Origin of the sequence: Rhodococcus sp. RD6.2 (assembly GCF_001040705.1) — a bacterium.
Classification (GTDB): Bacteria; Actinomycetota; Actinomycetes; order Mycobacteriales; family Mycobacteriaceae; genus Rhodococcus_G.
In genome coordinates, this window is the sequence record NZ_CVQP01000010.1 from 301491 (window position 1) to 326813 (window position 25323).

Genomic DNA, 25323 nt, shown 5'->3' on the forward strand with positions numbered 1-25323 from the left:
GCTGCCGTAGACAAACCTAAAAGCTATCGGTTAACGTGTCGTGCATCACAGGCCGTCCCGGGCGCTGCCCGGCTCACACGCGAGGTGTGCATGACCGAGTCCCAACCCTCAACCGCGGCGACCCGCGCCGACGGAGCCAAGTCTCCCGCTGAGTCCAGACGAGCCAGCCGCGCGGCCTTCATTGGAACCCTGCTCGAGTACTACGACTTCAGTCTCTACGCGGCAGCGGCCTCCGTGGTCTTCGCGAGTGTGTTCTTCAGTGGGTCCAGTCCGTTCCTGGGAACCCTGCAGGCGGTCGGCACCTTCGCCGTCGGATTCCTGGTCCGCCCCATCGGCGGAGTGATCCTCGGCAGCCTCGGCGACCGCATCGGCCGCAAACGCATTCTCGTACTCACCCTGGTTTTGATGGGCGCGGCAACGCTACTTGTCGGTCTGCTCCCGAGCTACGAGCAGATCGGGTGGCTCGCACCGGCGCTGCTCGTGTTCCTGAGGATCCTGCAGGGCATCGGCGCAAGCGCCGAGTACGGCGGCGCGACACTGGTTGCGGTCGAGTTCGCACCGGAACGCAAGCGCGGCCTCCTCGGGTCCCTTCCCGGTATGGGTTCCGCGCTGGGAGGCGTACTCGGCAGCAGTGCGTTGCTCGCCGTGTCCGCCGTGCTGTCCAAGGAAGCGTTCTTGGACTGGGGCTGGCGAATCCCGTTCCTGCTCAGCGGCATCATCCTCGCCTATGGGCTGTGGCTGCGACGCTCACTGCCGGAAACCCCGGAGTTCCGCCGAATCGAAGGTGCGGCGCAAACGTCGAAGACGCCTGTCCGTGACGTGATCCGTCAGCAGCCGCGTGCCTTGATCACCGTGATGGTCATGGCGATCGGCATGACCGGCATCGGGTACTTCTACCTGGTGTTCATGGGGACGTTCGGACGTAACCAGCTCGGACTCGACCAGACCCAGGTCCTCGTCGGTCTGATTGCTGCCCAGCTCGCCAACGCTGCCCTCATTCCCGTTTTCGGTGGGCTGTCGGATCGCCTCGGTCGCCGCCCGGTGATCATGTTCGGCTTCGTCTACAGCGCCCTGTTCGCCTGGCTCGCGTTCTACCTGCTGTCGAGCTACAGCACGCCGATCGTGTTCTGCCTGGTTCTCGCCTTCGGCAACGGCATCGGCGTCGCTGCGATCTTCGGTCCCATGGGCGCCTACGTCACCGAGCTCTTCGACACCAAACACGCCTACAGCGGCCTCGGACTGGGCCGGGAGACCGGCAACGCGCTCGGCGCGGCGATCGTTCCCGTCGTCGCCGTCCCGCTGGCCTTCCACGACACCACGATCTGGCTGAGTCTGTTGCTCTGCGGTATCGCACTGCTCGGCTTGGTGGCGGCCGCGCTGTCGCGGACGCGTTCGGAGTCGACCACGACGACGAGCAGGAACGAGGTACCGGTACCGGCCTAGCTTCGCGTAGCCGTCTGCGAGGGTTCCGATCACAGGGATTGGAACCCTCGCCGTGCCCAGCCCGGGGGATAGCCTTGTCTACGAAGATTAGGTTTTCGATGCGTGCCGGGTCGCCGCCACGCAGGATGGAGCTGTACCCATGTCCACCGCCCCGTTGCTCGTCGACGCCGCTTGGCTCGCCGCCCGTCGTTCGGACGAAAGCATCCGGATCTACGACGTCAGCATTTCGCACGGTCGAAACGATTCGGGGGAGTCGTTCACCGCGTCGGGCCGCGAGTCGTACGAGGCCGAGCACATTCCGGGTGCCGCGCACGCCGACGTGTTCGGCGAGTTCGCGACCACCGAGTCGCCGTATGCCTTCACCAGCCTCGACCACGACACGTTCGCGCAGCGCGCGGGCGCCCTCGGCATCGGCGCGGACACCCACGTCGTCCTGTACGACCAGGGCGGGAACCTGTGGGCGACGCGGCTGTGGTGGAACCTGCGCCTCGAGGGGTTCGACCGGGTGTCGGTTCTCGACGGCGGGCTCGGAGCCTGGAAGTCCGCCGGGTTCGACACCGAACAGGGTGGCGGCAACAGCTATCCGGCCGCGACCTTCACCGGTGAGCGTCGGCCCGAACTGCTGGCCACCAAGGAAAGCGTCCTCGCGGGGATCGGCAATCCGGCAGGCGTCCTGGTGAACTCGCTGGAGCCGCAGACGTTCCGCGGCGAGGTCGACACCTACGGATACGGACGTCCGGGACGGATCCCGGGCAGTGTCAACGTCTTCTTCGGTGACCTGGTCACCGACGACGGCCGGGTCGGTGACCTCGACCTGGTGCGGCCGCTCTTCGCCGAGGCCGGCGCGCTCGACGAGGACAAGTCGGTGGTGACCTACTGTGGGGGTGGCATCGCCGCGACCTTCCTCGCCTTCCAGCTGGCCCGTCTCGGCCGTGAGGACGTCGCGGTCTACGACGGGTCGATGAACGAGTGGGTCTCCGACGGGTCGCTGCCGCTCGAGGTTGGCGAGCCGACTGCCTGATTCGTCGGCAGCGAAGCACGAAAGTGGGGCGGACCTCTTCGGTCCGCCCCACTATTTCTTGCAGTCGAGGAGATTTCAGTCCCTCATCAGGTCCCGGTGGATGATCTCCTTCATGATCTCGTTGGTGCCGCCGTAGATCCGCTGGATTCGGTGGTCGAGGTAGGCCTTGGCGACGGGGTACTCCATCATGTAGCCGTAGCCGCCGTGGTACTGAACGCCCGCGTCGACGACCTGCCCCTGCAACTCGGTGGCCCACAGTTTCGCCTTGGACGCATCGACGGCGGTCAGGGTGTCCTGGTTGTACTCGCGGATGCACCGGTCGATGTACGCGCGGGAGACCTCGATCGCGGTGCGGAGCTTCGCGAGATCGAAGCCCATGCCCTGGAATTCGCCGATCCGCTTGCCGAACGCGGTGCGTTCGCGGACGTAGTCCATCGTCCAGGAGAACACCGCCTCCGCGGAAACCTGTGCAGCGATGCCGATTCCGAGTCGCTCCAGGGGAAGCGACTGCATCAGGTACGTGAATCCGGCGCCTCGGTCTCCGAGGAGGTTCTCGTGGGGGATTCGGACGTTGTCGAAGAACAGTTCGGCGGTGTCCTGGGCGTGCAGACCCACCTTGTCGAGCTTGCGGCCGCGGGAGAAGCCGGGGGTCCCGTCCTCGACGACGAACAGGCTGAATGCCTTCGACCCGGCGTCCTGATCGGTCTTGGCGAAGACGATCACCAGGTCGGCGAGGATGCCGCTGGTGATGAACGTCTTGGCGCCGTTGAGGACCCACTCGTCGCCGTCCTGGACGGCGGAGGTGGTGACCGCGCGCAGGTCGCTCCCGGCGGCGGGCTCGCTCATCGCGATCGCACCGATCGTCTCGCCGGTCACGAATCCGGGCAGCCAGCGACGCTTCTGTTCGTCGTCGGCATGCCGCAACAGGTAGTTGAGCACGATGTCGTCGTTGGTGGAGAAGCCGGACTGCAGCGCCGACGCGCCGACACGCGCGATCTCCTCCTGGATCACCACCCGGTACCGGTAGTCGGATTCCCCGGGCCCGCCGAACTCCTCGGGCACGGTCAGTCCGAGCAACCCCTGGCGGCCGGCGGCCAGCCAGGTGTCGCGGTCGATGAGCCGGTTCGCGTCCCACTTCTCCAGGTTCGGGACGACGTGCTTCTCGACGAATCCGCGAACCGAGTCGCGGAACAGTTCGTGGTCCTTGTCGAAGAGATCGCTCTCCACGTAAGCCTCCTAGGGGTGGGTGCCGACAGGCACCCACCGCCCTTGTTCGGTGTCAGTTGGCGCTGACGAGTTTCTGGATCTCGCGGCGGAAGACCTGATTGGCGACCTCGTTGCGGCCGAGGAGCATGTTGCCCGCGTTGGCGCTGGCCATCGCTCGCTGCGAATCGCGCAGGATCGGGAAGTCCTCGTTGTGGAGGACCGCGACGAGGATCTCCACGTTCTTGTCCCAGATGCGGTTCCAGCGTTCCTCGGTCATTCCGCTGTCTTCGAGGGTCGGGCAGATCAGCCGGATCTCCATGCGGCACTGCTGCGGATCGCTGGGATGCGGACGGAAGGTGAGCAGCTGGTAGTGATCGGGCTGACGGAGCAGTGTGCTGTTCGGTCCGATGAAGTAGGTCTCGGTGGTGTGCTCGGCCAGGCTGCGATCGCCGGGATCCTCCTCGATCCACCGGTCGATGGTCTTGCGCAGGTTCATGAACCTGCAGTGGTGCCCGAAGTCCTCGAAGGCCATCACGTTGGTGTGGATGTGCTTCGCCGCGGTGTTCGGGTGCGCGTACTGGATGTGGTAGCCGTCGAGGAACGCGTCCTGCATCAGCTTCCAGTTGACGGGCTCCTCGAACACCTTGACGCGGGTGGTCACCTTCGAGCCCAGATCCTGCGAGGCAAGGATGTCGTCCATGTCCCGGCCGAGCCAGTCGGCGACGTCGATGGTCGCGGCGGCATCGTCGACGACCCAGATGAACCCGTGCCGTTCCTCGGTGGGCAGCTGCACGAGGTTGCGCTCGGAACGGTCGGCCTCACCGAAGGTGTTGTCGCGGGTGATCGTGCGCAGCGTTCCGTCGGTGTCGTACGACCAGCGGTGATACGGGCAGGAGAACAGGCGGCAGCGGCCCTTCTCCTCCTTCTCGACCATCGCCCCGCGGTGGCGGCACTGATTCACGAGGGTCTTGACGCTGCCGTCCCGCTGGCGGACGACGATGACGTTGTTCCGCGGCAGTTGGAGCGTGAAGAAGTCGCCTGCCTTGGGGATCTCGGATCCGTGGGCGACGATGGTCGGCACCCGACCGAAGACGCGATCACGTTCACGCTTGGCGACCTCCGGATCGGTGAACTCGACGGGTTCGAACCAGGTGATGTGCTCGAACTCGTCGGTGGTGTCGTTGCGCAGGTGGTCCAGGGCCCGCCGAATGCGTTCCTCGCGGGGTGCTCCGACCTCGGTCATCGGTTTCCTCCCAATCTCGTGTGCGACGTCGGCGGAGTCGCGACGCACACGCGCCGGGACCGCCGATCCATGGGCTAAATCTAATAGATTTAGATTTAGCTGTAAACCCTCGGTTGCGCCGCACCCTTGCGGCATAAACCGATGGTCGTTAGATTTATCCGCACATTCGCTCGATGAGGAGTTGGAATGATCTCTTACCGGTGGTGCGACGAGCTTGCTGTGGGCGACCGTGACGAGGTGCTCGCGCTGGTGCGGCGAGCGGCGGACTTCGACGCCGAGGCGGGTTTCTCTGCCGTCGACCCGCGTGACGTGGACACCCTCTCGTCGGACGCGCAGCGGGTGTGGCACCTGCCGATCAAGGCCCGCCGTGACCTCAGTGCGAGAGACGACGCCCCGTGGGTCGTGGTCGCCTACCTGCGTCTCGTCGTCGGCGTCGACGGGCTCGGTTCCGTGCAGTTCGTCGTGGACCCCGACTACCGGTCACGCGGAATCGCCACCCTCCTGGTCGAGGAGCTGGGTCTGGACACCATGAGCGGCGATGGCTGGGCCGGCACGGGGGCGCGGGTGCTGCGGGTGTGGTCCTACGGCTCGCACCCCGCCGCCGAGCGGCTGACGACGCGTTTCGGGGTGCCCGCAGTGCGACGCCAGTGGACGTTGCTGCGCCACCTGTCGGGGCCGTGGGCGGAACCTCTCGATCCCGTGACGACCGAGGCGACGCTGTCGGAGCCGGTCGCGGCCACCGCGATCGGCGCCGAGATGACCGAGCTGCTTGCAGCGGCCACCGTGCCGCGCCGGCACCGCGACAGCCTCTCTCGCGCTGACGATTCCGGGCTCGCGATCACCGCGTCGTTGTCCGGCGAGCCGGCGGGCTACGTGCGCTTCGACCCGGCACTCCACGAGCACGAGGAACTTCGCGCAGCGTGGCTCGGGGCACTCGTCGTCTCCGATCGTGCCTCCGGTCGGGGGCTCGGGTCCGCGCTGTTGGTCCGGGCACTCGTCGCGTTGCGTGACGCTGGTGCCCAGGTAGCGCTGATGCGCATCGACCCGGACGACGAGCGCGTCATGCGGATGTGCCGGCTGCTCTCCTTCGAGCAGGACGAAGCGCATGCCTGCTACCAGGTCGAGGATCTGAGACGTGAGACAGAGAACGATCTGTGTAAAACGTTGACTCATGCAAATCTCGGGGGTAGCGTCCTGTGACGACACTCACAGCGGCTGCGGCATCCCCGGTCGCATTCACCTCCCCGGTTCACCCGGAGGTCGACTCCACGGTCCGATCGGTCGCCGAGCGATGACGGTCCGGTCGACATCGTCAGCGAAAGAAGGAATCCCATGAACAGGCTCGAAGGCAAGGTTGCATTCATCACCGGTGTCGCGCGGGGCCAGGGCCGTGCGCACGCGATCCGTCTCGCGGAGGAGGGCGCGGCGATCATCGGCATGGACATCTGCGCACAGATTCCGTCGGTGTTCTACCCGATGGCCACCGAGGAAGACCTCGCCGAGACCGAGCGCCTCGTCAAGGCGGCAGGCGGCAGCATCGTCACCACCGTCGGCGACGTCCGTAACCGCGACGACGTGCAGCGCGCTTACGACGCGGGCATCGAGCAGTTCGGTCACGTCGACATCCTGGTTCCCAACGCGGGCATCATGCCCGTGATCGACCAGGGCGTCGAGCCGCAGGCCTGGCACGACGCCGTCGACACCATGCTCACCGGCGTCTGGCACGTCCTGGAGGTCGCGGTGCCCGGCATGATCGAGCGCGGCGAGGGCGGCTCCATCGCGATCACCAGCTCGGCGGCCGGACTGACCAGCATCGGGCTCAACACGTTCCCCGGCCAGGCCGGCTACTCGGCCGCGAAGCACGGCGTCGTCGGCCTGATGCGGCTGTACTCGAAGCAGTTGGCCAAACACTTCATCCGCGTCAACACGATTCACCCGACCGGGGTCAACACCCCGATGGTCGCCAACGCGGAGTACGGCGCCTTCGTCAACTCCCATCCCGAGGTCGCGAACGACGAGTCCTACAAGAACCCGATGCCGGTCGAGCTGATCGAGGCCGTCGACATCAGCAACGCGATCGTCTTCCTCGCATCCGACGAGGCCCGATACATCACCGGAGTCACACTTCCCGTCGACGCCGGCTACAACGTTCGCTGAGAGAAGAGGCCACAGCAGATGACCATCACCGACACCACCGCATCGGCCCCGCCGATCGCCGACCGCGAGCAGGTCTTCATCGGAGGCCGCTGGGTCGACTCGACCGGCGACGAGTGGATCGACCTCGTCGATTCCTGGAGCGAGCAGCGTTCTGCCCGGATCCGCAGTGCCACAGCGGAAGATGTTGCGCGTGCCGTCACCGCGGCCCGTGCTTCCTTCGATGCGGGCGTCTGGGCGGGCAAGACGATGGCCGAGCGGGCCGACGTCGTCGAGGAGATCGCGAACCGGCTCGAGCACCGCGTGGAGGAACTGACCACGATCGGCGTGCTCGAGGTCGGCATCCCGATCGCCGTCAGCGCGGGCACCCAGCAGATGACCGCAGGCCTGTTCCGTGCGGTCGCCGCGGAGGCGCGGACGTTCGAGGTCCGTGAGGACCGCACCCGCGCGGACGGCGGCATTTCCCGGATCCTCAAGGAGCCGACCGGCGTTGTCGCCGCGATCATTCCGTGGAACGGACCGCTGGGCACCATCGCCTTCAAGGTCGCGCCTGCTCTCGCCGCCGGCTGCTCGGTGATTCTCAAGGGCGCGCCCGACGCACCGCTGTCGCCGGCCGTGTTCGCCGACGTCATCGCCGAACTCGTCGCCGAGGGCCGTATCCCCGAGGGTGTCGTCAGCGTTCTGATCGCCGACCGTGAGGTGTCCGAGACCCTGGTCACCAATCCCGACGTCGACCACATCTCGTTCACCGGGTCCACCGTCGCGGGCCGCCGTATTGCGGCGCTGGCCAGCGAACGCATTGCCCGTGTCTCCCTGGAACTCGGTGGCAAGTCGGCCGCCATCATTCTCGACGACGCCGACCTGAACCACGTTCTCCAGTCGTTGCCGATGGGCGGCTGCATGCAGTCGGGGCAGGCGTGCATCGCACTGACCCGCGTCCTCGTCTCCCGCAAGCGCCACGACGAGGTCGTCGAGGTACTCAAGGCCGCGTACGGTGCACTGCCGATCGGTAACCCGTGGGAGCCCACGAACTTCCTCGGCCCGCTCGCGGGTGCGCGACACCGGGACCGCGTCGAGGGCTACATCGCCACGGCGGTGGAGGACGGTGCGACGGTCGTCCTGGGCGGCGGTCGTCCCGAGGGTGTGGATCAGGGCTACTTCGTAGCTCCGACACTGATCGACGGCGTGCGCAACGACATGCGGATCGCGCAGGAGGAGGTGTTCGGTCCGGTCATCTCGCTGATCACCTACGAGGACGAGGACGAGGCGGTCGCGATCGCGAACGACTCCATCTACGGGCTCTCCGGTGCGGTGTACACCGAGGATCTGGACCGCGGTTACGCTCTGGCACAGCGCATCCGGACCGGAACGATCAGCGTCAACGGCGCCGTCATCGACTTCACCGTTCCGTTCGGGGGATACAAGCAGTCCGGGGTCGGCCGTGAGGGCGGTGTCGAAGGTCTCGAGGAGTTCTTCGAGACCAAGACGGTGCACATGCCCGCACCGTCCGCGTAGCAACGACCGAAGCCGATCTGGCGGTGTTCCGGAACATTCGTTCCGGAGCACCGCCAGTGGTCGTTACGCTGTTACTTTGGACTGGTCGCACGAGTGGCCGCGTGTGGGAGTCGAGGCGGAACAGTGAACAACACCGACGGAATCGGGTCGACCGACCTCGGTACCGGCGCGTCTGCGGACGGGAACGTGACGACCACGATCGTCCGCCGGATCCGACCCGGACGTGACGACGAGTTTACCGACTGGATCCAGAGCGGCCTCGGACTCGCCCGGATCTTCCCGGGGTTCCTTGGCGGCGGCTGGCTCAAGGAGAGCAGCACCTCGGACGTCTGCGTCATCATCCTCCGCTTCGAAACCCAGGTCGCCCTGGACAACTGGCTTCGATCGGCGCTGCGGGGAGGGTGGCTCCGCACCGGCACGAACATCGCGGAGGAGCTGCCGGACGAGCGCACCACGACAGCAGTGGACCTCTTCGAACGTCCCTGAAGGTCTCGCCTCCGGTTCCTGAATGGCCCATTCATACGGTCAGACTTCCTGAATGCGCCATTCAGGAAGGAACGGGTGGGCGCACCCCGACCAGGGCCTGCGAGGTCTCGGCGGCCGGGGCCGTCACGCGGACTTGGCGTCCGCGCTCACCTCGTCCCGCATGACGCCGTAGAGGAAACTGCGGACCATCTCCTCGTACAGCTTCTTGGACGTCAGCTCGTTCTCGGCGAGCGCGCGGGCCAGCGTGGGCTGCGACTCGGAGTCGACGTTCGGAAAGATCGTCTTGCGGGTGCTCGGACCGCGCATCGCCTCGGTGAGGGCGGCGCCGAGCGAGAGCCGTTCCATGCCGTCGAGGATCTGTACGTGCAGCCTCGCCGGAACCCCGGACGCCTCCAGGAACCGGGCGGTCTCCTCGTAGGTGCCGAGCAGCAGGTCACGCGGTAGGTACTGCAGCAGGATCGGGGCGGCATTCCGATGGCGCAGGATCGACTGCCGGAAGTTGAGCGCGATCGACACGAAGTACTCGGGCCAGTCCGGTCCGGGCTTGCGCCGCGGGATCGATCCGGCTCCGGCGATCTGCCGGGCCACCGCGGAGAGGATTTCCGACTTGTCGGAGAAATGGTGGTAGAGCGACGGTGCCCGGACACCGAGGTGCTGAGCAAGACGCGGCAGGCTGAAGGCGTCGAGACCGTCGGTGTCGATGATGTCGATGGAGGCAGCCACCGCGGAGGCGCGGCTGATCAGCGGTTTCGACGGGCGAGGCATCTCGGACTTCCATTCGGCGGCACCAGACGGCACGCCTGGTTGGTGGAACCGATCGTAACGGGTGGGTGGGCGGCTGCCGTGTCACCGCGGTCGGTATGCGGACACGTCGTCGGCGAGGAACTCGAGCAGGCCCTCGCTGAGTACGTCGTTGTCGTCCCCGCTGACCATGTGGCCTGCCCCGCCGACGTCGACCTGCCGCGATCCAGGGATAAGTGCGAGAAGGTCGCGGGCTCCTTCGTCGCTGACGACATCGGACTGCGACCCGCGGATCAACAGGGTGGGGACAGTGATCGCGCGTGCCGCGGCCCGCGCCTGCTCCTCCCGGACACCCGCCTGCTCGGGACCGTTCTCGCGGTGGCTGAGCATCCGCGGGTCCCAGTGCCAGTACCAGCGACCGTCGCGCAGTCGCAGGTTCTTGCGCAACCCGTCGATCCGCGGCGGGCGCCGGCGGTGGGGGTTGTACGCGGCGACCGCGGCTGCGGCGTCGTCGAGGGTGTCGAAGCCCGCCAGGCCCTCTCGCATGAAGGTGGAGATCTTTGCGAGTCCGTCGGGTTCGGCCTTCGGGGTGATGTCGACGAGGACGAGCGCGCGCCCGAGCGTCGGGTTCGCACCCTGCGCCACGAGCGAGGCCATGCCGCCCATCGACGCGCCGACGAGTACCGGGGGAGTGTCGAGTGAGGCCGCGACGGCGATCAGGTCGCGGGCGTGCGCCGCGATCGCGTAGTCGCCGTCGTCGGCCCAGTCGCTGTCCCCGTGCCCGCGGGCGTCGACGGCCATCGCACTCCAGCCGTGCTCGGCGAGTCGCGCGCCCGTGCGCTGCCAGGAATGCCGCGTCTGGCCACCTCCGTGCAGCAGCAACACTGTGCCGTGCGAGTGCGTGCCGTCGGGGTCCCAGCGGTCCGCGGTGAGGGTGACGCCGTCGCCGGGAAGGCGAACGGCCGTGGTGGTGTCGATCATCGGTCGGCTCCCTTTCGTGGGATCAGTGCCCGGACGTGCCGCCGTCGACCGCGAGGGTCGATCCGGTGACGTAGCCGGAAGCGGGACTCGCCAGGAACACCACCGCAGCGTCGATCTCGCGCTGCGTCGCGGTCCGGCCGAGTGAGGATTCGCCGACGAACCGTGCCAGGGTGTCCGCCGGCATCTCGTCGATCATGTCGGTCTCCACGAAGCCGGGTGCGATGGCGTTGACCCGGATGCCCTTCCGTCCGGACCACTGGTTGGACAGGTCGCGGGTGAGGCCGATGAGCCCGGCCTTGCTCGACGCGTACGCAGCCTGTGGCAGTACGGATTTCACCAGACCGAGCATGCTGGCGACGTTGACGATGCTCGAACCCGGTTGCATCACCCGGGCACACGCCTGTGCCATCCAGTACGCGCCGAACAGGTTGACGTCGAGCACGTTTCGGAAGTCCTCGGGACGTTCGCGAGTGGCGGCCGCGGCATGTGTCACGCCCGCGTTGTTGACCAGGATGTCGAGGCGGCCGAACTCGGCCACCGCCGCGCGGGCCAGGGCGTCGCACTGGTCCGGGTCGGTGACGTCGGTCGGGACGACCAGGCAGCGGCGACCAAGCGCGGTGACCGACTCGGCGACCTGCTCGAGCTTCTCGCGGCGGCGGGCCGCGACGACCACGTCGGCGCCCGCCTCGGCGAGAGCCCGCGCGAATCCCGCTCCGAGTCCGCTGCCCGCCCCGGTCACGACCGCGACCGATCCGGTCAGGCGGAAGAGGTCGAGCACCGATCCGGGAGAGGAAGGTGCGTCCATGTGCGTGCTCCTGTCGGTCAGATGGCTAACAACTATAGATTTAGACCCCGAGCACGCCTGTCTGCAAGTGCGATCTACGTCGGCCTTGCGCCCCATTAATCTAATTGCATAAGATTTAATCAAGTTCGAATCGAGTGAAGTGGACAGGCCCATGATCGACAGCCAGACCGCCCGGTGGATGCAGGTGAGTGCCAAGGAGCCCGCCGCGGACGGTGTCGTGCTCGTGACGCTCACGGACCCAGACGGCGGCGTCGTGGCGGGCTGGGAGCCGGGCGCTCATCTCGATCTCGTCCTCGGTGAGGTGACCCGGCAGTACTCACTGTGCGGCGACCCCGACGACACGACGTCGCTGACCGTCGCCGTGCTGCGCGAACCGAACGGGCGCGGCGGGTCGGCGTACGTGCACGACAAGCTCGAGGTCGGCGACCTCGTCGAGGTCGCCGGTCCGCGCAACCACTTCGCCCTCGCCGACGCACCCTCCTACCTCTTCGTCGCCGGCGGCATCGGCATCACCCCGCTGCGCCCGATGCTCCGCCAGGTCGACAAGCGTGAGGCGCCGTGGCAGCTGCTGTACGGCGGCCGCACCCGAGTGAGCATGGCCTTCGCCCACGACCTGACCGCAGCGCACCCCGGCCGGGTTCTGCTGCGCCCGCAGGACGAGTACGGCATCCTCGACCTCGCCGCCGCGCTGGACGCCGCCGCGCCCGGGACGGCCGTCTACTGCTGCGGTCCCGAACCGCTCCTGCAGGCGATCGAATCGGCCTGCCGCGACCGCGATCACGTCACTCTGCACGTGGAACGGTTCGCGCCCAAGGACATCGGCGACACCGAAGACGGTGCATTCGAGGTCGAGCTGGGCCGAAGCGGTGGCGTCGTCGAGGTCGCGGAGACCGAGTCGATCATCGACGCGCTGCAGCGCAGCGGGGTCGCCGTGGACTTCTCGTGCCGTGAGGGCACCTGCGGGACCTGTGAGGTCGCGGTCCTCGGTGGCACACCCGACCACCGCGACTCCGTCCTCACCGACGCCGAGCAGGCGGCGAACGACGCGATGATGATCTGCGTCTCCCGCAGCTGCACGCCCCGACTCGTCCTCGACCTCTAGCCATCACCAGGAGACCACCGTGACCGAGACCGAGACCGCCGCACTGTACGAGGTGCGCCACCACGTCGCGATCGTGACCTTGAACCGGCCCGACGCGCTCAACGCCGTCAACTCCGCGCTGTCGGTCGCGGCAGGCGCGGCGCTGGAACGGGCGGCGACCGATCCGCAGGTGCGCGTCGTCGTCATCACCGGTGCGGGGCGGGCCTTCTGCGCGGGCGCGGACCTGAAGGAGATCGCCGCGGGACGCGCCGTCTACGACCCCGACCACCGCGACCGTGACTTCGCCGGCATCGTCCGGCACTGGATCCCGAAGCCGGTGATCGCGGCCGTGAACGGATTCGCGCTCGGCGGCGGCACCGAGATCGTGCTGTCCGCGGACCTCGCCGTCATCGACGAGCGTGCCTCGCTGGGGCTGCCCGAGGTCACTCGCGGACTCATCGCCGCCGCCGGAGGTGTCCTGCGGATCCACCGGCAGGTACCGCCGAAGGTCGCCGCGGAGATCGCGCTGACCGGACGCCCGGTGTCCGCGGCCCGCGCGTACGAGTTGGGCCTGGTCAACACCGTCGCTCCGGTCGGAACCGCGCTCGCGGTGGCGCTCGACCTGGCGGAGACGATCGCGGCGAATGCGCCCGTCGCCGTGCAGCAGAGCAAGCGCGTGATGCACGAGTGCGCGGCTGCGACCACGGGTTGGGCGCAGGAGGACTGGGCGCTCAACCGGGACGCCGCCCGAATCGTTATGACGAGCGAGGACGCGAAGGAGGGGCCGCGGGCATTCGCGGCCAGGCGAACGCCGCAGTGGGCCGGGAGGTGACCGCCGCGGTCCGTACCGACGTCCCCGGCGCGCCCACCCGAGTGCACGGGGGACGAGTTGTTGCCGCACTGTGCTTCTCGGTGATGACGCTGTCGATCCTGCAGGCCGCCGTGGTTCCCGTGATCCCCACTATGTCGCGTCAACTCGACATCGGGCCGACCGCGGTCGGGTGGGTGCTCACCGCGAACCTGCTCGCCGCCGCGGTGACGACACCGGTGCTCGGCCGACTCGCCGACCAGCGCGGGGGACGTCCGGTGCTGATCGGGACGCTGATCGTCGTGGTCGTCGGCTCGCTGGTGTGCGTCCTGGCGCCGTCACTGCCGCTGCTGATCGTGGGGCGGGTGCTGCAGGGCACGGCCTTCGCGCTCTTCCCGATCGGTGTCGCGGTGCTCCGCGCGGTCCTCGACGAGCGTCGCCTCACCCATGCGATCGGCCTGATGTCCGGCATCATGGCGGCCGGCGGCGGAGTCGGTATGGTTGCGGCGGGGGTGCTGGTCGCGGGCGGCGGTGACTACCGCCGCGTCTTCTGGATGTTGTTGGTGCTCAGTGTGATATCCCTGGTCGCCACCTGGTTTGCGATTCCCCACACAGGTCGACCCGAGACGGGCGGCGGCCGGTTCGACCTCGCGGGTGCGGTGCTGCTCGCGGCCGGACTCTGTGCTTTCCTGCTGGCCATCGCGGAGGGCAGGCGGTTGGGGGTAGGGCTCGCCCTGACGCTGGCCGTCGGCGGGCTGGGCTGCCTGCTGTGGTGGATCCGGCACGAAAAACGATGCGCCGCACCACTGGTACCGCCTCGGTCGCTGATCGGCCGGGCAGTGACGCCCGCGCATCTCGCGGCGGTGCTGGTCGGCGCCGCGATGTACGTCCAGTTCCTCGGGATCGCACAGTTCGTGCAGATGGAGGACGATGTCGGGGGCTACGGGTTCGGTGTGACCGTCCTGCAGGCAAGCCTGCTCTTCCTGCTGCCGGGATCGGTCGCCGGTGTCCTGTCTGCTGCGGTGAGCGGCCGGCTGATCCACCGGTTCCGCGCCGACCGGGTGCTGGCTGCGATGTGCGGCGTCGGTGTGGCCGGTTTCGGTGTGCTGATCTTCGCGCACGAGCGGCCCTGGCAGATGGTCGTGGCGGCGGTGGTGGTCAACGTGTTCGTCAGCGGCGCCTACGCCGCTCTGCCCTCGCTCCTCGTCGACGCGGTGCCCGCCGGTGACACCGCCGTCGTCAACGGCGTGAACGCGATCGCGCGCATCTTCGGCAGTTCGCTCGCGAGCGCGACGGTCGCGGCCCTGCTTGCCTCGATGACGGTGCCGGGTTCCGGTGTCGCATCCGAATCGGCGTTCACCCTCGCGTTCTGGATCGGTGGTGCGGCAGCGGCCGGTGCGGGTGTGGTCGGGTTGCTCACCAGCCGATATCAAAGAACAAATGTTGATTGACGTCTCACAGCTCGAGGCGTAACGTGGCTCACAACGCACCTGGGGTCGGACCACCGACACGGAGTGTGATTACAGGCGCCGTGTTCGACATCCGGTGCACATCAAACAAATTCACGATCAGATCCCGGACGCCGGTAGATCGGCGTCGGCACTCGTCCCACCCGAGGAGATCCCATGAAGCTCGACAACAAGGTCGCGATCATCACCGGCGGAGGTTCGGGGCTCGGACGCCAGTCCGCCCAGCTGTTCGCCTCCGAAGGGGCAAAGGTCGCGGTCGTCGACATCGACCCGGAGCGCGCGGCGGGCACCGTCAAGCTCGTACAGGAGCAGGGCGGCACCGCCATCGACATCGTCGCGGACGTCAGCAAGAAGGCGCAGATGGTGGACGCCGTCGCCCGTACCGTCGACGAGTTCGGCAAGCTCGACATCATGTTCGCCAACGCGGGCGTCGTCTCGCGCGGAGGCGTGCCGTCCGTCGCCGGCGGCGAGCAGGTCGCCTTCGAGGACCTCACCGAAGAGGACTGGCAGCACGTCTGCGGCGTCAACCTCAGCGGTGTCGTCTACTCGGCACAGGCCGCGGTTCCCGCGCTGAAGGCCAACGGCGGCGGCGTCATCCTCGCCACCTCGTCCGCGTCCTCGATCGTGTCCTACCACAGCATCGCGCTGTACCAGGCGACCAAGGCAGGCATCAACGGCCTGGTCCGCGGCCTGAGCCTGGACCTCGGCAAGTTCGGTATCCGGGTCAACGCGATCGCCCCCACCCACGGCATGTCCCCGAACTTCCTCGCCCCGGCGGGCACCCCGGTCGTCGGCCAGTCCTACGAGGAGACCGCAGGCCCGTGGGATCCGATCGTCTCGCCGATCCCGCTCAAGCTGAACCGTCCGCCGTCACTGGTCGACAACGCGAAGGCGGCTCTGTTCCTCGTCTCCGACGACTCGGCCTACATGTCGGGTGTCACGATGCCGACCACCGACGGCGGCACCCTCTCGCGCGTCGGGATGTGGTTCGAGGAGGACCTGAACCCCACCGCGGCCTCCTGAACCGCGCCCACCGCCCCACGAAATCTCGACTGAAGAAGGACGACATGGCTGCGACGATCGGGTCGGCACTGCACTGGTGGGCCGACACCAAGGGAGATCAGCGGGCGCTGATCGTCGACGACGAGGCGCTGACCTACCGGCAGCTGCAGGACTGGTCGAGCCGGGTGGCTCGCCGGATCGTCGATGCGGGAATCGCACCCGGCGATCGGGTCGGCGTGGTCGGCCCCAACTCGATCACCTGGCCGGTACTCGCACTCGGCGTGCTCAAGGCGGGTGCCGTGCTGGTGCCCTTGAATCCGCGACTCAAGCCCGCCGAACTGCGCAAGGTCCTCGACGATGCAGGTGCGGTCCTCACGATCGCGCCCGCCGAGTTCGCCGAGCAGATCGAACAGACCCGGGCGCGCGGTGCCGAGTTCCAGGCGCTGTCCTTCGACGACTTCGCCGGACTGCGTGACGGAGGTCGTGACGACTTCCGGATCGACCGCGGCTACGAAGACCCGGTCGCCATCCTGTTCACCAGCGGTTCGACCGGTCTGTCCAAGGGCGTCGTCTGCACCAACCAGACGCTGCTGAACATCGTCTTCGAAGCCACCCTCACCGAGGAGGGATTCCGTCCGGGTTCGACTGCGCTGCTGCTGCTTCCGCTGGTGTTCACACCGGGCCTGGTCTGGGGTCTGGTGATGTCGGTGGTGCTCGGCAACACCCTGGTGATCGAGAAGGAACTCAAGCCCGGCCGCGCCGCGGCCCTGATCTCGGAGCATCGGGTCAATGCGCTGTTCGGGGTGCCACTCGTCTTCGAGGCCATCTCACGGACGCCCGAGTTCGAAGCGGCCGACGTGTCGTCCCTGCGCACCGCCATCGTCGGCGGCGCCGCCGTCGCCCCGGCACTGCTGAAGTCGTGGGCGGACAAGGGAGTCCAGCTGCGACAGATCTACGGCATGACCGAGGCCGGCGGCGTCGCCACCGCCACCACCCGGGACGAGGCGTTCACCCACCCCGACACGTGCGGAACGGGCTCGATCTTCACCGAACTCAAGGTGGTTCGTCCCGACGGCACCGACGCCGACGCGGGTGAGGAGGGCGAGATCGTCCTCCGCGGACCCGGTGTCACCCCTGGCTACTGGAACGACGAGGAGTCCACCGCGCAGGCGCTGCGCGACGGCTGGCTGCACAGCGGCGACCTCGGCACCCTCGACGAGGGCGGCAGGGTCAAGTTCGTCGACCGGATGAAGGACCTGATCATCACCGGCGGTATCAACATCTCCCCGGTCGAGATCGAGCGGGCGATCGGCGAGATCGACGGCGTCGAGGAGGTCGCGGTCATCGCCGCCACCGACGAACGCTTCGGCGAGACGCCCGCCGCCATCGTCACCGTCAGCGGCGACGTCGACGCCGCCGCGATCGTCGCGTACTGCGACGAGGTCGTCGCCGACTACAAGGTGCCCCGGTACGTCGTGATCCGGGACGAACCGTTGCCCCGACTGCCCAGCGGCAAACTGTCCAAGACGGCCATCCGTGACGAGTACCGTGACGTGGCAGAACGATTCGCGAAGGTGCGATGACGACGACGGCAGGGGAGTCATGACCGACAATGCGACCGCGCTCGACGAGACGGTGCTCCTCGAACGGGACGGCGACATCGCGGTGGTGCGCCTGCACCGGCCGGACCGGCTGAACGCCTTCACCAACGCGATGTGCGACCGCCTGATCGAGGTCATGGACGAGTGCGACGCCGACGACGGTGTCCGGGCCGTCGTCGTCACCGGAACGGGTCGGGCCTTCTGCGCCGGCGCGGACCTCGGTGGCGGCGGCGACACGTTCGTCCTCGGCGACGACCCCGAAACCGGTGGTGCACCGGCCGACAAGGGCGGTCTCGTCTCGCTGCGGTTCTACCGGTCCACCAAGCCCGTGATCGTCGCGATCAATGGCCCAGCTGCCGGGGTCGGTGTCACGATGACGCTGCCCGCCGATGTGCGGATCGCCTCGGACACCGCACGATTCGGGTTCGTGTTCACCAAGCGCGGCATCGTTCCCGAGGCGTGCTCGTCCTGGTTCCTGCCGCGCGTGGTCGGCATCGCGACGGCGCTGCGTTGGACGCTCGGAGGCCAGATGGTGTCCGCAGAGGAGGCCCTCGCGCAGGGGCTCGTCAGCGAGATCGTGCCTGCCGATCGGGTGCTGGCCAGGGCGATCGAGGTGGCGCGAGAGATGACGACCGGAACGGCGCCGGTGTCGGTCGCACTCACCCGTCAGCTGATGTGGCGGATGCTCGGAGCCGAGAGCCCCGAGGTGGCGCACCGGGCCGACTCGCTCGCGGTCTACCTACGAGGTGCGTCGGGTGATGCGCGCGAAGGTGTCGAGTCGTTCCTGGAGAAGCGCTCACCCGAGTTTCCGGACCGGATCTCGGCAGGTCTGCCCGACCTGTTCGGCGGCTCGGTGTAACTACTCGACGAAGGTGAGGCGGTAGCATCCACGCCGGGGTAGGGCGCTCGGCCCACACCAGGAGAAGGGTGCGATGGCGCGGCGGCGAACAGGCAGTGTGCTGAGCGAGGATCCCGCGAAGGCGCGCGGACAGATCCTCGAGGCGGCCGAGCGCACCTTCGAGCGGTTCGGTGTCGCGAAGACGACGATGGACGACATCGCCAAGGAAGCCAACATCTCCCGGCCCACCGTCTATCGCTACTTCAGTGACCGCGACACCCTGATCTCCGCGTTGATCGAGGTGCGGTCGCGGCGGTTGTTCACGAAGGCGCGCGCCTATCTGCGTCGCCGATCGACGTTCGCCGACCAGATCGTCGACGGACTCATCTACCTGGTGGACAGGGGCCGGGCCGATCCGGTGGTCCGCTTGATCGTCAGTCCCGAGCACATGGACCTGGCGACGGCACTCGTGGGGAGTTCGGGTCTCGCCGCTCGCCTGACCGAGGAGATGTGGGGCCCGGTCATCGACGCCGCACGCGAGCGCGGAGAGGTTCGGGCCGACCGCACCAACGCGGAGATCTGCCAGTGGATCGCGCTCGTCCAGTTGATCCTCGTCGGACGGATGGACTTCGGTTCCGACACCGATCCGGACCATCGCCGGATGCTGACGAAGTTTCTGGTTCCGGGCATTCTGACACCGGAGGCGGCCGCCGAATTCGGTGCTTGACCAGCACTGACGGGGCATGAACGGTTGTGACGACCGCCACGGTGGATTCGCGGTCTCGACCCCCTAGCGATCGCTAGGTAACCGTGAGATGCTCTAACTACCTGCCTGCTGCTCAAGGAGAGAATCACATGGCCCTGCCCTCGATCCTGAAGGACCGGCTGCGGCTGCCCGTCGTGGCGTCGCCGATGTTCATCGTGTCCGGCCCCGACCTCGTCATCGCCCAGTGCACGGCCGGCATCGTCGGCTCGTTCCCGACGCTGAACGCGCGCCCGCAGGCGCAACTGCGCGAATGGCTGACACAGATCACCGAGGCGTTGGCCAAGTACGACGCCAACAACCCCGACACGCCGTCGGCCCCGTTCGCGGTCAACCTGATCGTGCACAAGTCCAACGACCGGCTCGAGGAGGACCTCGCGACCGTCGTCGAGTTCCAGGTGCCGATCGTCATCACCTCCCTCGGAGCGCGCGAGGACGTCAACGCGGCCATCCACTCGTACGGCGGCATCGTCCTGCACGACATCATCAACGACCGGTTCGCGCGCAAGGCGATCGAGAAGGGTGCCGACGGCCTCATCGCCGTGTCCGCGGGCGCCGGAGGACATGCAGGAACGCAGTCGCCGTTCGCGCTGGTCCAGGAGATCCGCGAATGGTTCGACGGGCCGGTGCTGCTGTCCGGCTCCATCGCGCACGGCCGCTCCATCCTCGCCGCGCAGGCCGCGGGCGCGGACCTCGCCTACATCGGATCGGCGTTCATCGCGACCGAGGAGGCGAACGCCGTCGACGGCTACAAGCAGATGGTCGTCGACTCGAAGGCCGGCGACATCGTGTACTCCAACCTGTTCACCGGGGTCCACGGAAACTACCTGCGCGGCAGCATCACCGCCGCCGGTCTCGACGCCGACAACCTCCCCGTCTCCGACCCGACCGCCATGGACTTCGGCACCGGCGAGTCCGATGGCACCGAGGCCGCGAAGAGCGACGCGAAGGCGTGGCGCGACATCTGGGGCGCAGGCCACGGTGTCGGCGCAGTTGACGCGGTGGTGCCCGCTTCGGAACTCGTCGAGCGTCTGACGTCCGAGTACGCCGCCGCGAAGGTCGCCCTGGCCGCCCTCTGACCGCCGTGTGTTCCCTGATGTCACATTTGGTATCGCTGAGTGACCGAATGTGACATCAGGGAACCGGGCGCGCGGGTCAGTGCCCGTTCTCCGTTCGGATCGAACACGTTGTCCTCCTACGGAAACGGGTGAGGGGAACCCTTGACCGGTCAGACCGGTCAAGGGTTCCCCTCACCCGAGAGTGTGGATTGCGAACTACTTGAACTCGGCGGCGATGTCGCGGCCGATGATCTCCTTCATGACCTCGGTGGTGCCGCCGTAGATCGTCTGGATGCGGGTGTCGACGTAGGCGCGACCGATCGGGTACTCCATCATGAAGCCGTAGCCGCCGTGCACCTGGACGCCGCGGTCGACGACGCGCTTCTGCAGCTCCGTGGCCCACCACTTCGCCTTCGACGCGTCGACAGCCGTCAGCTCACCCGCGTTGAGGGCGATGACGCAGCGGTCGATGTGCGACTCGGTGACCTCGATCTCGGTGAGCATCTCGGCGAGGACGAACCGGGTGTTCTGCAGATCGCCGATCGGCTTGCCGAACGCCTGACGCTCGAACGCGTAGTTCTTCGTCCACTCATAGGCGGCCCGGGCCGCGGTGACGGCGCCGACGGCGATGCCGATGCGCTCGAGCGGCAGGTTCTCCATCAGGTGGATGAAGCCGCGACCCTCGGTGCCGAGGAGGTTCTCCGCGGGCACACGAACGTTCTCGAAGACCAGTTCGGCGGTGTCCTGCGCGGCGAGCCCGACCTTGTGCAGCTTGCGTCCACGGCTGAACCCGGGAGTGTCGCGCTCGACGACGATCAGCGAGAAGCCCTTCGAGCCTGCGCCGGGATCGGTGCGGCACACGACGATGACGAGATCGGAGTGGATCCCGTTGGTGATGAACGTCTTCTGGCCGTTGATGACCCACTCGTCGCCGTCGCGGACGGCGGTGGTCTTGACGCCCTGCAGGTCCGATCCGGCGCCCGGCTCGGTCATTGCGATCGCGCCGATGTGCTCACCGGTGGCCATCTTCGGCAGCCAGCGATCCTTCTGCTCCGCGGTACCGAGGTGGATGATGTACGGGATCGCAATGTCGTCCTGCAGCGCGAGGCTGCCACCGAACGCAGTGGTGCCGGTGCGGGCGATCTCCTCGGAGACGACCTGCCGGAAGCGGTAGTCCGTGACGCCGGAGCCGCCGAACTCCTCGGGGACACCGAGCCCGAGGACGCCTGCCTTGCCTGCGGCGACGTAGGACGCACGGTCGATCAGGCGGTCTTCCTCCCACTGCAGGAAGTGGGGCTCGACCTCGCGGGCGAGGAACTCGCGGACGGTTCCGCGGTAGTCCTCGTGATCGGATTCGAAGTGCCTGCGCTGCATTGTTTTCACTCCTTGTGGACGGTTCTCACGGGTGGTGGGGTGACTCCTGGCACCCGACCACGCGGAGGGCGATGGCGGTGTAGCTGGCGGCGACCTCGTCGGGGGTCAACGGCCCGTCCAACTGGAACCAGCGCGCGATGGACTGGCCCATGCCGAGCAGGGCGCGGACCGTTTCGGGAATGTCGTCGACGACGAACACACCCCGGTCGACCCCGTCGGACACGAGATCGACCAGCATCAGCTCGATCTCCTTGCGGACGGCGGCGTAGTTCCGGCGATTCTCCGGCGACAGGTGCCGGACCTCGGAGTCGAGGGCGGACGGGCGGGCGCGGTGCGTCATGTTCAGCACCACGGCCTCGTAGAAATACGAGAAACGAAGGACCGGATCGTCGCCGCCTTCTGTGACCGCTGCCCGGCAGCGGTCGATGAGGTTGCGTACCGCCGACTCGAGAAGCGCGACGAGCATCGCTTCCTTGTTCTCGTGGTGGTAGTACAGGGCAGGTACCGTCACCCCGACGCGGCGAGCCAGGTCGCGGACGGTGGTGCCGTGAAAACCGTTCTCGTGGAATGCGTCCAGTGCGTTACCGAGGATGGGGCCGAGCTGCATCGGCTCGAACTCCCGCCACGTCGTGGTGGTCTGCGGCAGTACAGTCATCGGCCCCTCCTCGGTTCTGGCGTGCGTCAGCGCGGTGCCATGCGGATGGCGCCGTCGAGACGGATGGTCTCGCCGTTGAGCATCGGGTTCGACACGATGTGCGCGGCCAGAGCGCCGTACTCCGACGGATCACCGAGACGCGACGGGTGCGGAACCTGTCCGCCGAGGGACTTCTGGGCCTCCTCGGGGAGCGAACCCAGCAGCGGCGTCTTGAACAGGCCGGGTGCGATGGTGACGACGCGGATCAACAGCGACGCGAGGTCGCGGGCGATCGGCAGGGTCATACCGACGACGCCGCCCTTGGACGCGGAGTACGCGGCCTGACCGATCTGGCCGTCGAACGCGGCGACGGAGGCGGTGTTGATGATGACGCCGCGCTCGCCGTCGACGGGCTCGGTCTTCGCGATCCGTTCGGCGGCGAGGCGGAGCACGTTGAACGTGCCGAACAGGTTGACGTCGACGACCTTCTTGAACGCGTCGAGCGGGAACGCGCCCTGCTTGCCGACGGTCTTGATGGCGTTGCCGATGCCGGCGCAGTTCACGGCGACGCGCAGCGGTCCGAGGGACTCGGCGACGTCGAGGGCGGCGGTGACCGCGGCCTCGTCGGTGACGTCGGCCGCGACGAAGCGGACGCGGTCGCCGAGTTCCTTTGCGACGGTTTCACCGTTGGAGGACGCCAGGTCGATGATGACGACCTGCGCGCCGTCCGCGAGGAGTGCCTTGGTGGTGGCGAGGCCGAGGCCCGATGCGCCACCGGTGACAACAGCGACGCTGTCGTTGACGATCATGAGCTGCCTTTCGAGATGTGTTGGGGGTCAGAGACGTTCGATGATGGTGGCGTTGGCCATGCCCGCGCCCTCACACATCGTCTGCAGGCCGTAGCGTCCGCCGGTCGCTTCGAGCTGGTTGACGAGGGTGGTGAGCAGACGGGTGCCCGACGAACCGAGTGCGTGGCCGAGGGCGATGGCGCCGCCTCGCGGATTCAGCTTCGCGGGATCCGCGTTGAACTCGTGCGCCCAGGCCAGCGGAACCGGCGCGAACGCCTCGTTGACCTCGTACGCGTCGATGTCGTCGATGCTCAGGCCTGCGCGAGCCAGCACCTTGTGGGTGGCCGGGATCGGGGCGGTGAGCATGAAGACCGGGTCGTCGCCGGCGACGGAGAACGAGTGGAAGCGGGCGCGCGGTGTCAGCCCCAGCTTGGTCGCGGCCTCCTCGCTCATGATCAGCACTGCGGACGCACCGTCGGTCAGCGGCGACGAGTTGCCGGGCGTGATGTTCCAGCCGGCCTCCGGGAATCGCGCGGCGTACTCGTCGGTGCGGAACGACGGACGCAAGCCGGCGAGGCCCTCGGCGGTGGTGGTGGCGCGGACCGTCTCGTCGACGAGGTGCGTGACCGTCTCGCCAGCCGCATTCGTCACCTCGATCGGCACGATTTCCTTGTCGAAGGCGCCCGCGGCGATCGCGGCGGCCGCACGCTGGTGCGACTGCGCGGAGTACGCGTCGAGGGTGTCGCGGTCGAGCTTCCACTTCGCGGAGATCAGCTCGGCGGAGATGCCCTGGTTGACCAGTCCCTCGGGGTAGCGGGCGTGGATGCCGGGACCGTGCGTGTCCTTGCCGAGGGTGGCGGTGCCCATCGGGATGCGGCTCATCGACTCGACACCACACGCGATGACGATGTCGTAGGCGCCGGCCATGATGCCCTGCGCGGCGAAGTGTGCGGCCTGCTGGCTGGACCCGCACTGGCGGTCGATCGTGGTGGCGGGCACCGAGTCCGGGAATCCGGCAGACAGCAGTGCGGTGCGGGAGATGTTGAGGGACTGTTCGCCGACCTGGGCGACACAGCCGCCGATCACGTCGTCGACCTGTGCCGGGTCGAGGTTGTTGCGCTCGACGATGGAGCGCAGGACGGTGGCGAGGAGCTCGACCGGGTGCGTCCCGGACAGCGCGCCGCCCATCTTGCCCTTGCCGGACGCGAGGCGGACGGCGTCGACGATGACTGCGTTCGTCATGAGGGTGTTCCTTTCGTGGAGGGTTTGTTGCGGCCCGGCGCTCCGGAGGGGGTCGACAGAGCGCCGGACCGAGATCGGGTGGCGGCCTCGCCAGGAGGTGCTACTTGCCCTGCCAGACGGGGGCGCGCTTCTCGGCGAATGCGCGGGGGCCTTCCATGGCGTCAGCGCTGGTGAAGACGACCTGCAAGGCCTTGAGGTTGGCCTCCCACACACCGGGCTCCCAGTCGGGTCCGAGCGCGGTGCGGTGGATCATCGCCTTCGACTCGCGGACCGAGAGGGGTGCGTTGACGGCGATCTTCTCGGCCAGTTCGAGGGCGACGTCGAGCGCGGTCCCGGCGGGCGCGACCCGGTTGACCAGGCCCAGCTCCTTGCCCTGCGCGGCCGTGATCGGCTCACCAGTCAGGGCCAGCTCGAGCGCGACCTTCTTCGGGATCTGCTGCTGCAGGCGGATGACGCCACCCGCGGCTGCGAACAGGCCGCGCTTGACCTCGGGCAGGCCGAGCTGGGCGTTCTCGTCGACGACGGCGAGGTCGCTGGCAAGGACGAGTTCGGTGCCGCCGCCGAGGGCGAAGCCGTTGACCGCGGCGATCGTCGGCTTGCTCACCCAGTGCTGGACGAACCCGGCGAAGCCCCATTCGGGGTGCCCCTCGGCCTCGAGGGACTGGCCGGAGCCCAGAGCCTTGAGGTCGGCGCCCGCGCAGAACGCGCGGCCGGAGCCCGTGATGACGATGACCCGCACCTCGTTGTCGGCCTCGGCCTGCTCGAGGAAGTTGCCGACGGCGGTGGACAGTGCGCCGTTGACCGCGTTCATCGCGCGCGGACGGTTCAGGGTGATGAGTGCGACGTTGCCGCGGCGCTCGTACAGCGCAGCGGGCTCGGGTGCGGTGGTCGACTCGTCGGCCATGACTGCTCCTCGGATCGGTGTGTGATCGATTACTGAACGCTCGCTAAGATGGTTACCACGCTGTGGCGGACGGCGTCAATGGGCGACGTTAGCTAGCGCCCGTTCAGTTCGGTCTGGTACTGATGAATTCGACCGTGACCGCGGTCGAGANNCATCAGTACCAGAC

Annotated in this window: 24 protein-coding genes; 14 read left to right on the forward strand and 10 right to left on the reverse strand. The window is 67.8% G+C overall.

Translation table 11 applies throughout. The annotated features are described in order from the left end of the window. Window positions 1-90: 90 nt before the first annotated feature. On the forward strand, window positions 91-1443 hold the full coding sequence (locus RHCRD62_RS22335) for an MFS transporter (protein ID WP_050066934.1): 1353 nt from the start codon (window positions 91-93) through the stop codon (window positions 1441-1443). Between the two features lie 139 nt (window positions 1444-1582). Continuing rightward, window positions 1583-2464, forward strand: a complete 882-nt coding sequence (locus tag RHCRD62_RS22340) for a sulfurtransferase (protein ID WP_050066935.1) — start codon at window positions 1583-1585, stop codon at window positions 2462-2464. Window positions 2465-2539: 75 nt separating this feature from the next. On the opposite strand, the gene RHCRD62_RS22345 is transcribed toward RHCRD62_RS22340, so the two are convergent. Beyond that, the gene (locus tag RHCRD62_RS22345) at window positions 2540-3691 is read right to left on the reverse strand and encodes an acyl-CoA dehydrogenase family protein (protein ID WP_050066936.1); all 1152 of its coding nucleotides are present in this window, start codon (window positions 3689-3691) and stop codon (window positions 2540-2542) included. A gap of 52 nt (window positions 3692-3743) precedes the next feature. Next, a complete protein-coding gene (locus RHCRD62_RS22350) occupies window positions 3744-4913 on the reverse strand; it encodes an aromatic ring-hydroxylating oxygenase subunit alpha (protein WP_050066937.1) in 1170 nt (389 codons plus the stop codon). 186 nt (window positions 4914-5099) lie between these two features. On the opposite strand from RHCRD62_RS22350, the gene RHCRD62_RS22355 reads away from it, so the two are divergent. The 4 genes from RHCRD62_RS22355 (at window position 5100) to RHCRD62_RS22370 (ending at window position 9068) form a co-directional block, all read left to right on the forward strand. Continuing rightward, window positions 5100-6113 (forward strand): GNAT family N-acetyltransferase, encoded by a 1014-nt coding sequence (locus tag RHCRD62_RS22355; protein WP_050066938.1) that lies wholly within the window; start codon window positions 5100-5102, stop codon window positions 6111-6113. Window positions 6114-6245: 132 nt separating this feature from the next. After that, entirely contained in the window at window positions 6246-7070 is an 825-nt protein-coding gene (locus RHCRD62_RS22360) for a mycofactocin-coupled SDR family oxidoreductase (protein WP_050066939.1), read from the forward strand. A gap of 18 nt (window positions 7071-7088) precedes the next feature. Beyond that, a complete protein-coding gene (locus RHCRD62_RS22365) occupies window positions 7089-8582 on the forward strand; it encodes an aldehyde dehydrogenase (protein WP_050066940.1) in 1494 nt (497 codons plus the stop codon). Between the two features lie 123 nt (window positions 8583-8705). After that, window positions 8706-9068 carry an antibiotic biosynthesis monooxygenase gene (locus tag RHCRD62_RS22370; protein WP_253277434.1) on the forward strand — a complete coding sequence of 121 codons (363 nt, stop codon included), beginning with the start codon at window positions 8706-8708 and terminating at the stop codon, window positions 9066-9068. Between the two features lie 123 nt (window positions 9069-9191). On the opposite strand, the gene RHCRD62_RS22375 is transcribed toward RHCRD62_RS22370, so the two are convergent. From RHCRD62_RS22375 to RHCRD62_RS22385, 3 genes are all read right to left on the reverse strand, one after another. Next, on the reverse strand, window positions 9192-9833 hold the full coding sequence (locus RHCRD62_RS22375; protein WP_050066994.1) for a TetR family transcriptional regulator: 642 nt from the start codon (window positions 9831-9833) through the stop codon (window positions 9192-9194). A gap of 81 nt (window positions 9834-9914) precedes the next feature. Continuing rightward, window positions 9915-10790, reverse strand: coding sequence for an alpha/beta fold hydrolase (locus RHCRD62_RS22380; protein WP_050066941.1), 876 nt, complete (start codon window positions 10788-10790; stop codon window positions 9915-9917). A 22-nt stretch (window positions 10791-10812) separates the two neighbouring features. Further along, complete coding sequence (locus RHCRD62_RS22385; RefSeq protein ID WP_050066942.1) at window positions 10813-11595, reverse strand: SDR family NAD(P)-dependent oxidoreductase; 783 nt, start codon at window positions 11593-11595, stop codon at window positions 10813-10815. Window positions 11596-11746: 151 nt separating this feature from the next. On the opposite strand from RHCRD62_RS22385, the gene RHCRD62_RS22390 reads away from it, so the two are divergent. From RHCRD62_RS22390 to RHCRD62_RS22425, 8 genes are all read left to right on the forward strand, one after another. Next, complete coding sequence (locus tag RHCRD62_RS22390) at window positions 11747-12697, forward strand: PDR/VanB family oxidoreductase (RefSeq protein WP_253277435.1); 951 nt, start codon at window positions 11747-11749, stop codon at window positions 12695-12697. A 19-nt stretch (window positions 12698-12716) separates the two neighbouring features. Next, on the forward strand, window positions 12717-13508 hold the full coding sequence (locus RHCRD62_RS22395) for an enoyl-CoA hydratase-related protein (protein ID WP_050066943.1): 792 nt from the start codon (window positions 12717-12719) through the stop codon (window positions 13506-13508). Further along, complete coding sequence (locus tag RHCRD62_RS22400) at window positions 13505-14935, forward strand: MFS transporter (RefSeq protein ID WP_253277436.1); 1431 nt, start codon at window positions 13505-13507, stop codon at window positions 14933-14935. The genes RHCRD62_RS22395 and RHCRD62_RS22400 overlap by 4 nt, the downstream gene beginning before the upstream one ends. 174 nt (window positions 14936-15109) lie before the next feature. Beyond that, window positions 15110-15976: an SDR family NAD(P)-dependent oxidoreductase gene (locus RHCRD62_RS22405; protein ID WP_050066944.1), complete on the forward strand. Its 867-nt coding sequence runs from the start codon at window positions 15110-15112 to the stop codon at window positions 15974-15976. A 44-nt stretch (window positions 15977-16020) separates the two neighbouring features. Next, entirely contained in the window at window positions 16021-17538 is a 1518-nt protein-coding gene (locus RHCRD62_RS22410; protein ID WP_050066945.1) for a class I adenylate-forming enzyme family protein, read from the forward strand. 19 nt (window positions 17539-17557) lie between these two features. After that, window positions 17558-18415 carry an enoyl-CoA hydratase-related protein gene (locus RHCRD62_RS22415; RefSeq protein WP_050066946.1) on the forward strand — a complete coding sequence of 286 codons (858 nt, stop codon included), beginning with the start codon at window positions 17558-17560 and terminating at the stop codon, window positions 18413-18415. 73 nt (window positions 18416-18488) lie between these two features. Next, window positions 18489-19121 (forward strand): TetR/AcrR family transcriptional regulator, encoded by a 633-nt coding sequence (locus RHCRD62_RS22420; RefSeq protein ID WP_050066947.1) that lies wholly within the window; start codon window positions 18489-18491, stop codon window positions 19119-19121. 128 nt (window positions 19122-19249) lie between these two features. Next, entirely contained in the window at window positions 19250-20236 is a 987-nt protein-coding gene (locus RHCRD62_RS22425) for an NAD(P)H-dependent flavin oxidoreductase (RefSeq protein WP_050066948.1), read from the forward strand. A gap of 195 nt (window positions 20237-20431) precedes the next feature. On the opposite strand, the gene RHCRD62_RS22430 is transcribed toward RHCRD62_RS22425, so the two are convergent. The 5 genes from RHCRD62_RS22430 to RHCRD62_RS22450 all read right to left on the reverse strand — a co-directional run bounded on the left by RHCRD62_RS22430 (window position 20432) and on the right by RHCRD62_RS22450 (window position 25157). Continuing rightward, window positions 20432-21589: an acyl-CoA dehydrogenase family protein gene (locus tag RHCRD62_RS22430; protein WP_050066949.1), complete on the reverse strand. Its 1158-nt coding sequence runs from the start codon at window positions 21587-21589 to the stop codon at window positions 20432-20434. Between the two features lie 25 nt (window positions 21590-21614). Further along, window positions 21615-22244 (reverse strand): TetR/AcrR family transcriptional regulator, encoded by a 630-nt coding sequence (locus RHCRD62_RS22435; protein WP_050066950.1) that lies wholly within the window; start codon window positions 22242-22244, stop codon window positions 21615-21617. A 26-nt stretch (window positions 22245-22270) separates the two neighbouring features. Further along, window positions 22271-23032 (reverse strand): 3-hydroxyacyl-CoA dehydrogenase, encoded by a 762-nt coding sequence (locus RHCRD62_RS22440; protein WP_050066951.1) that lies wholly within the window; start codon window positions 23030-23032, stop codon window positions 22271-22273. A gap of 27 nt (window positions 23033-23059) precedes the next feature. After that, a complete protein-coding gene (locus tag RHCRD62_RS22445; protein ID WP_050066952.1) occupies window positions 23060-24253 on the reverse strand; it encodes a thiolase family protein in 1194 nt (397 codons plus the stop codon). Between the two features lie 100 nt (window positions 24254-24353). After that, entirely contained in the window at window positions 24354-25157 is an 804-nt protein-coding gene (locus RHCRD62_RS22450) for a crotonase/enoyl-CoA hydratase family protein (RefSeq protein WP_050066953.1), read from the reverse strand. Window positions 25158-25323: the final 166 nt, after the last annotated feature.

Excerpts from the sequence above, each read along its gene's own strand:
- RHCRD62_RS22440 (WP_050066951.1), bottom strand. The coding sequence starts at position 23,032 with ATGATCGTCAACGACAGCGTCGCTGTTGTCACCGGTGGCGCATCGGGC.
- RHCRD62_RS22435 (WP_050066950.1), bottom strand. The coding sequence starts at position 22,244 with ATGACTGTACTGCCGCAGACCACCACGACGTGGCGGGAGTTCGAGCCG.
- RHCRD62_RS22415 (WP_050066946.1), top strand. The coding sequence starts at position 17,558 with ATGACCGACAATGCGACCGCGCTCGACGAGACGGTGCTCCTCGAACGG.
- RHCRD62_RS22340 (WP_050066935.1), top strand. The coding sequence starts at position 1,583 with ATGTCCACCGCCCCGTTGCTCGTCGACGCCGCTTGGCTCGCCGCCCGT.
- RHCRD62_RS22360 (WP_050066939.1), top strand. The coding sequence starts at position 6,246 with ATGAACAGGCTCGAAGGCAAGGTTGCATTCATCACCGGTGTCGCGCGG.
- RHCRD62_RS22420 (WP_050066947.1), top strand. The coding sequence starts at position 18,489 with ATGGCGCGGCGGCGAACAGGCAGTGTGCTGAGCGAGGATCCCGCGAAG.
- RHCRD62_RS22405 (WP_050066944.1), top strand. The coding sequence starts at position 15,110 with ATGAAGCTCGACAACAAGGTCGCGATCATCACCGGCGGAGGTTCGGGG.
- RHCRD62_RS22380 (WP_050066941.1), bottom strand. The coding sequence starts at position 10,790 with ATGATCGACACCACCACGGCCGTTCGCCTTCCCGGCGACGGCGTCACC.
- RHCRD62_RS22445 (WP_050066952.1), bottom strand. The coding sequence starts at position 24,253 with ATGACGAACGCAGTCATCGTCGACGCCGTCCGCCTCGCGTCCGGCAAG.
- RHCRD62_RS22365 (WP_050066940.1), top strand. The coding sequence starts at position 7,089 with ATGACCATCACCGACACCACCGCATCGGCCCCGCCGATCGCCGACCGC.
- RHCRD62_RS22410 (WP_050066945.1), top strand. The coding sequence starts at position 16,021 with ATGGCTGCGACGATCGGGTCGGCACTGCACTGGTGGGCCGACACCAAG.
- RHCRD62_RS22355 (WP_050066938.1), top strand. The coding sequence starts at position 5,100 with ATGATCTCTTACCGGTGGTGCGACGAGCTTGCTGTGGGCGACCGTGAC.
- RHCRD62_RS22390 (WP_253277435.1), top strand. The coding sequence starts at position 11,747 with ATGATCGACAGCCAGACCGCCCGGTGGATGCAGGTGAGTGCCAAGGAG.
- RHCRD62_RS22430 (WP_050066949.1), bottom strand. The coding sequence starts at position 21,589 with ATGCAGCGCAGGCACTTCGAATCCGATCACGAGGACTACCGCGGAACC.
- RHCRD62_RS22350 (WP_050066937.1), bottom strand. The coding sequence starts at position 4,913 with ATGACCGAGGTCGGAGCACCCCGCGAGGAACGCATTCGGCGGGCCCTG.
- RHCRD62_RS22450 (WP_050066953.1), bottom strand. The coding sequence starts at position 25,157 with ATGGCCGACGAGTCGACCACCGCACCCGAGCCCGCTGCGCTGTACGAG.
- RHCRD62_RS22385 (WP_050066942.1), bottom strand. The coding sequence starts at position 11,595 with ATGGACGCACCTTCCTCTCCCGGATCGGTGCTCGACCTCTTCCGCCTG.
- RHCRD62_RS22375 (WP_050066994.1), bottom strand. The coding sequence starts at position 9,833 with ATGCCTCGCCCGTCGAAACCGCTGATCAGCCGCGCCTCCGCGGTGGCT.
- RHCRD62_RS22425 (WP_050066948.1), top strand. The coding sequence starts at position 19,250 with ATGGCCCTGCCCTCGATCCTGAAGGACCGGCTGCGGCTGCCCGTCGTG.
- RHCRD62_RS22335 (WP_050066934.1), top strand. The coding sequence starts at position 91 with ATGACCGAGTCCCAACCCTCAACCGCGGCGACCCGCGCCGACGGAGCC.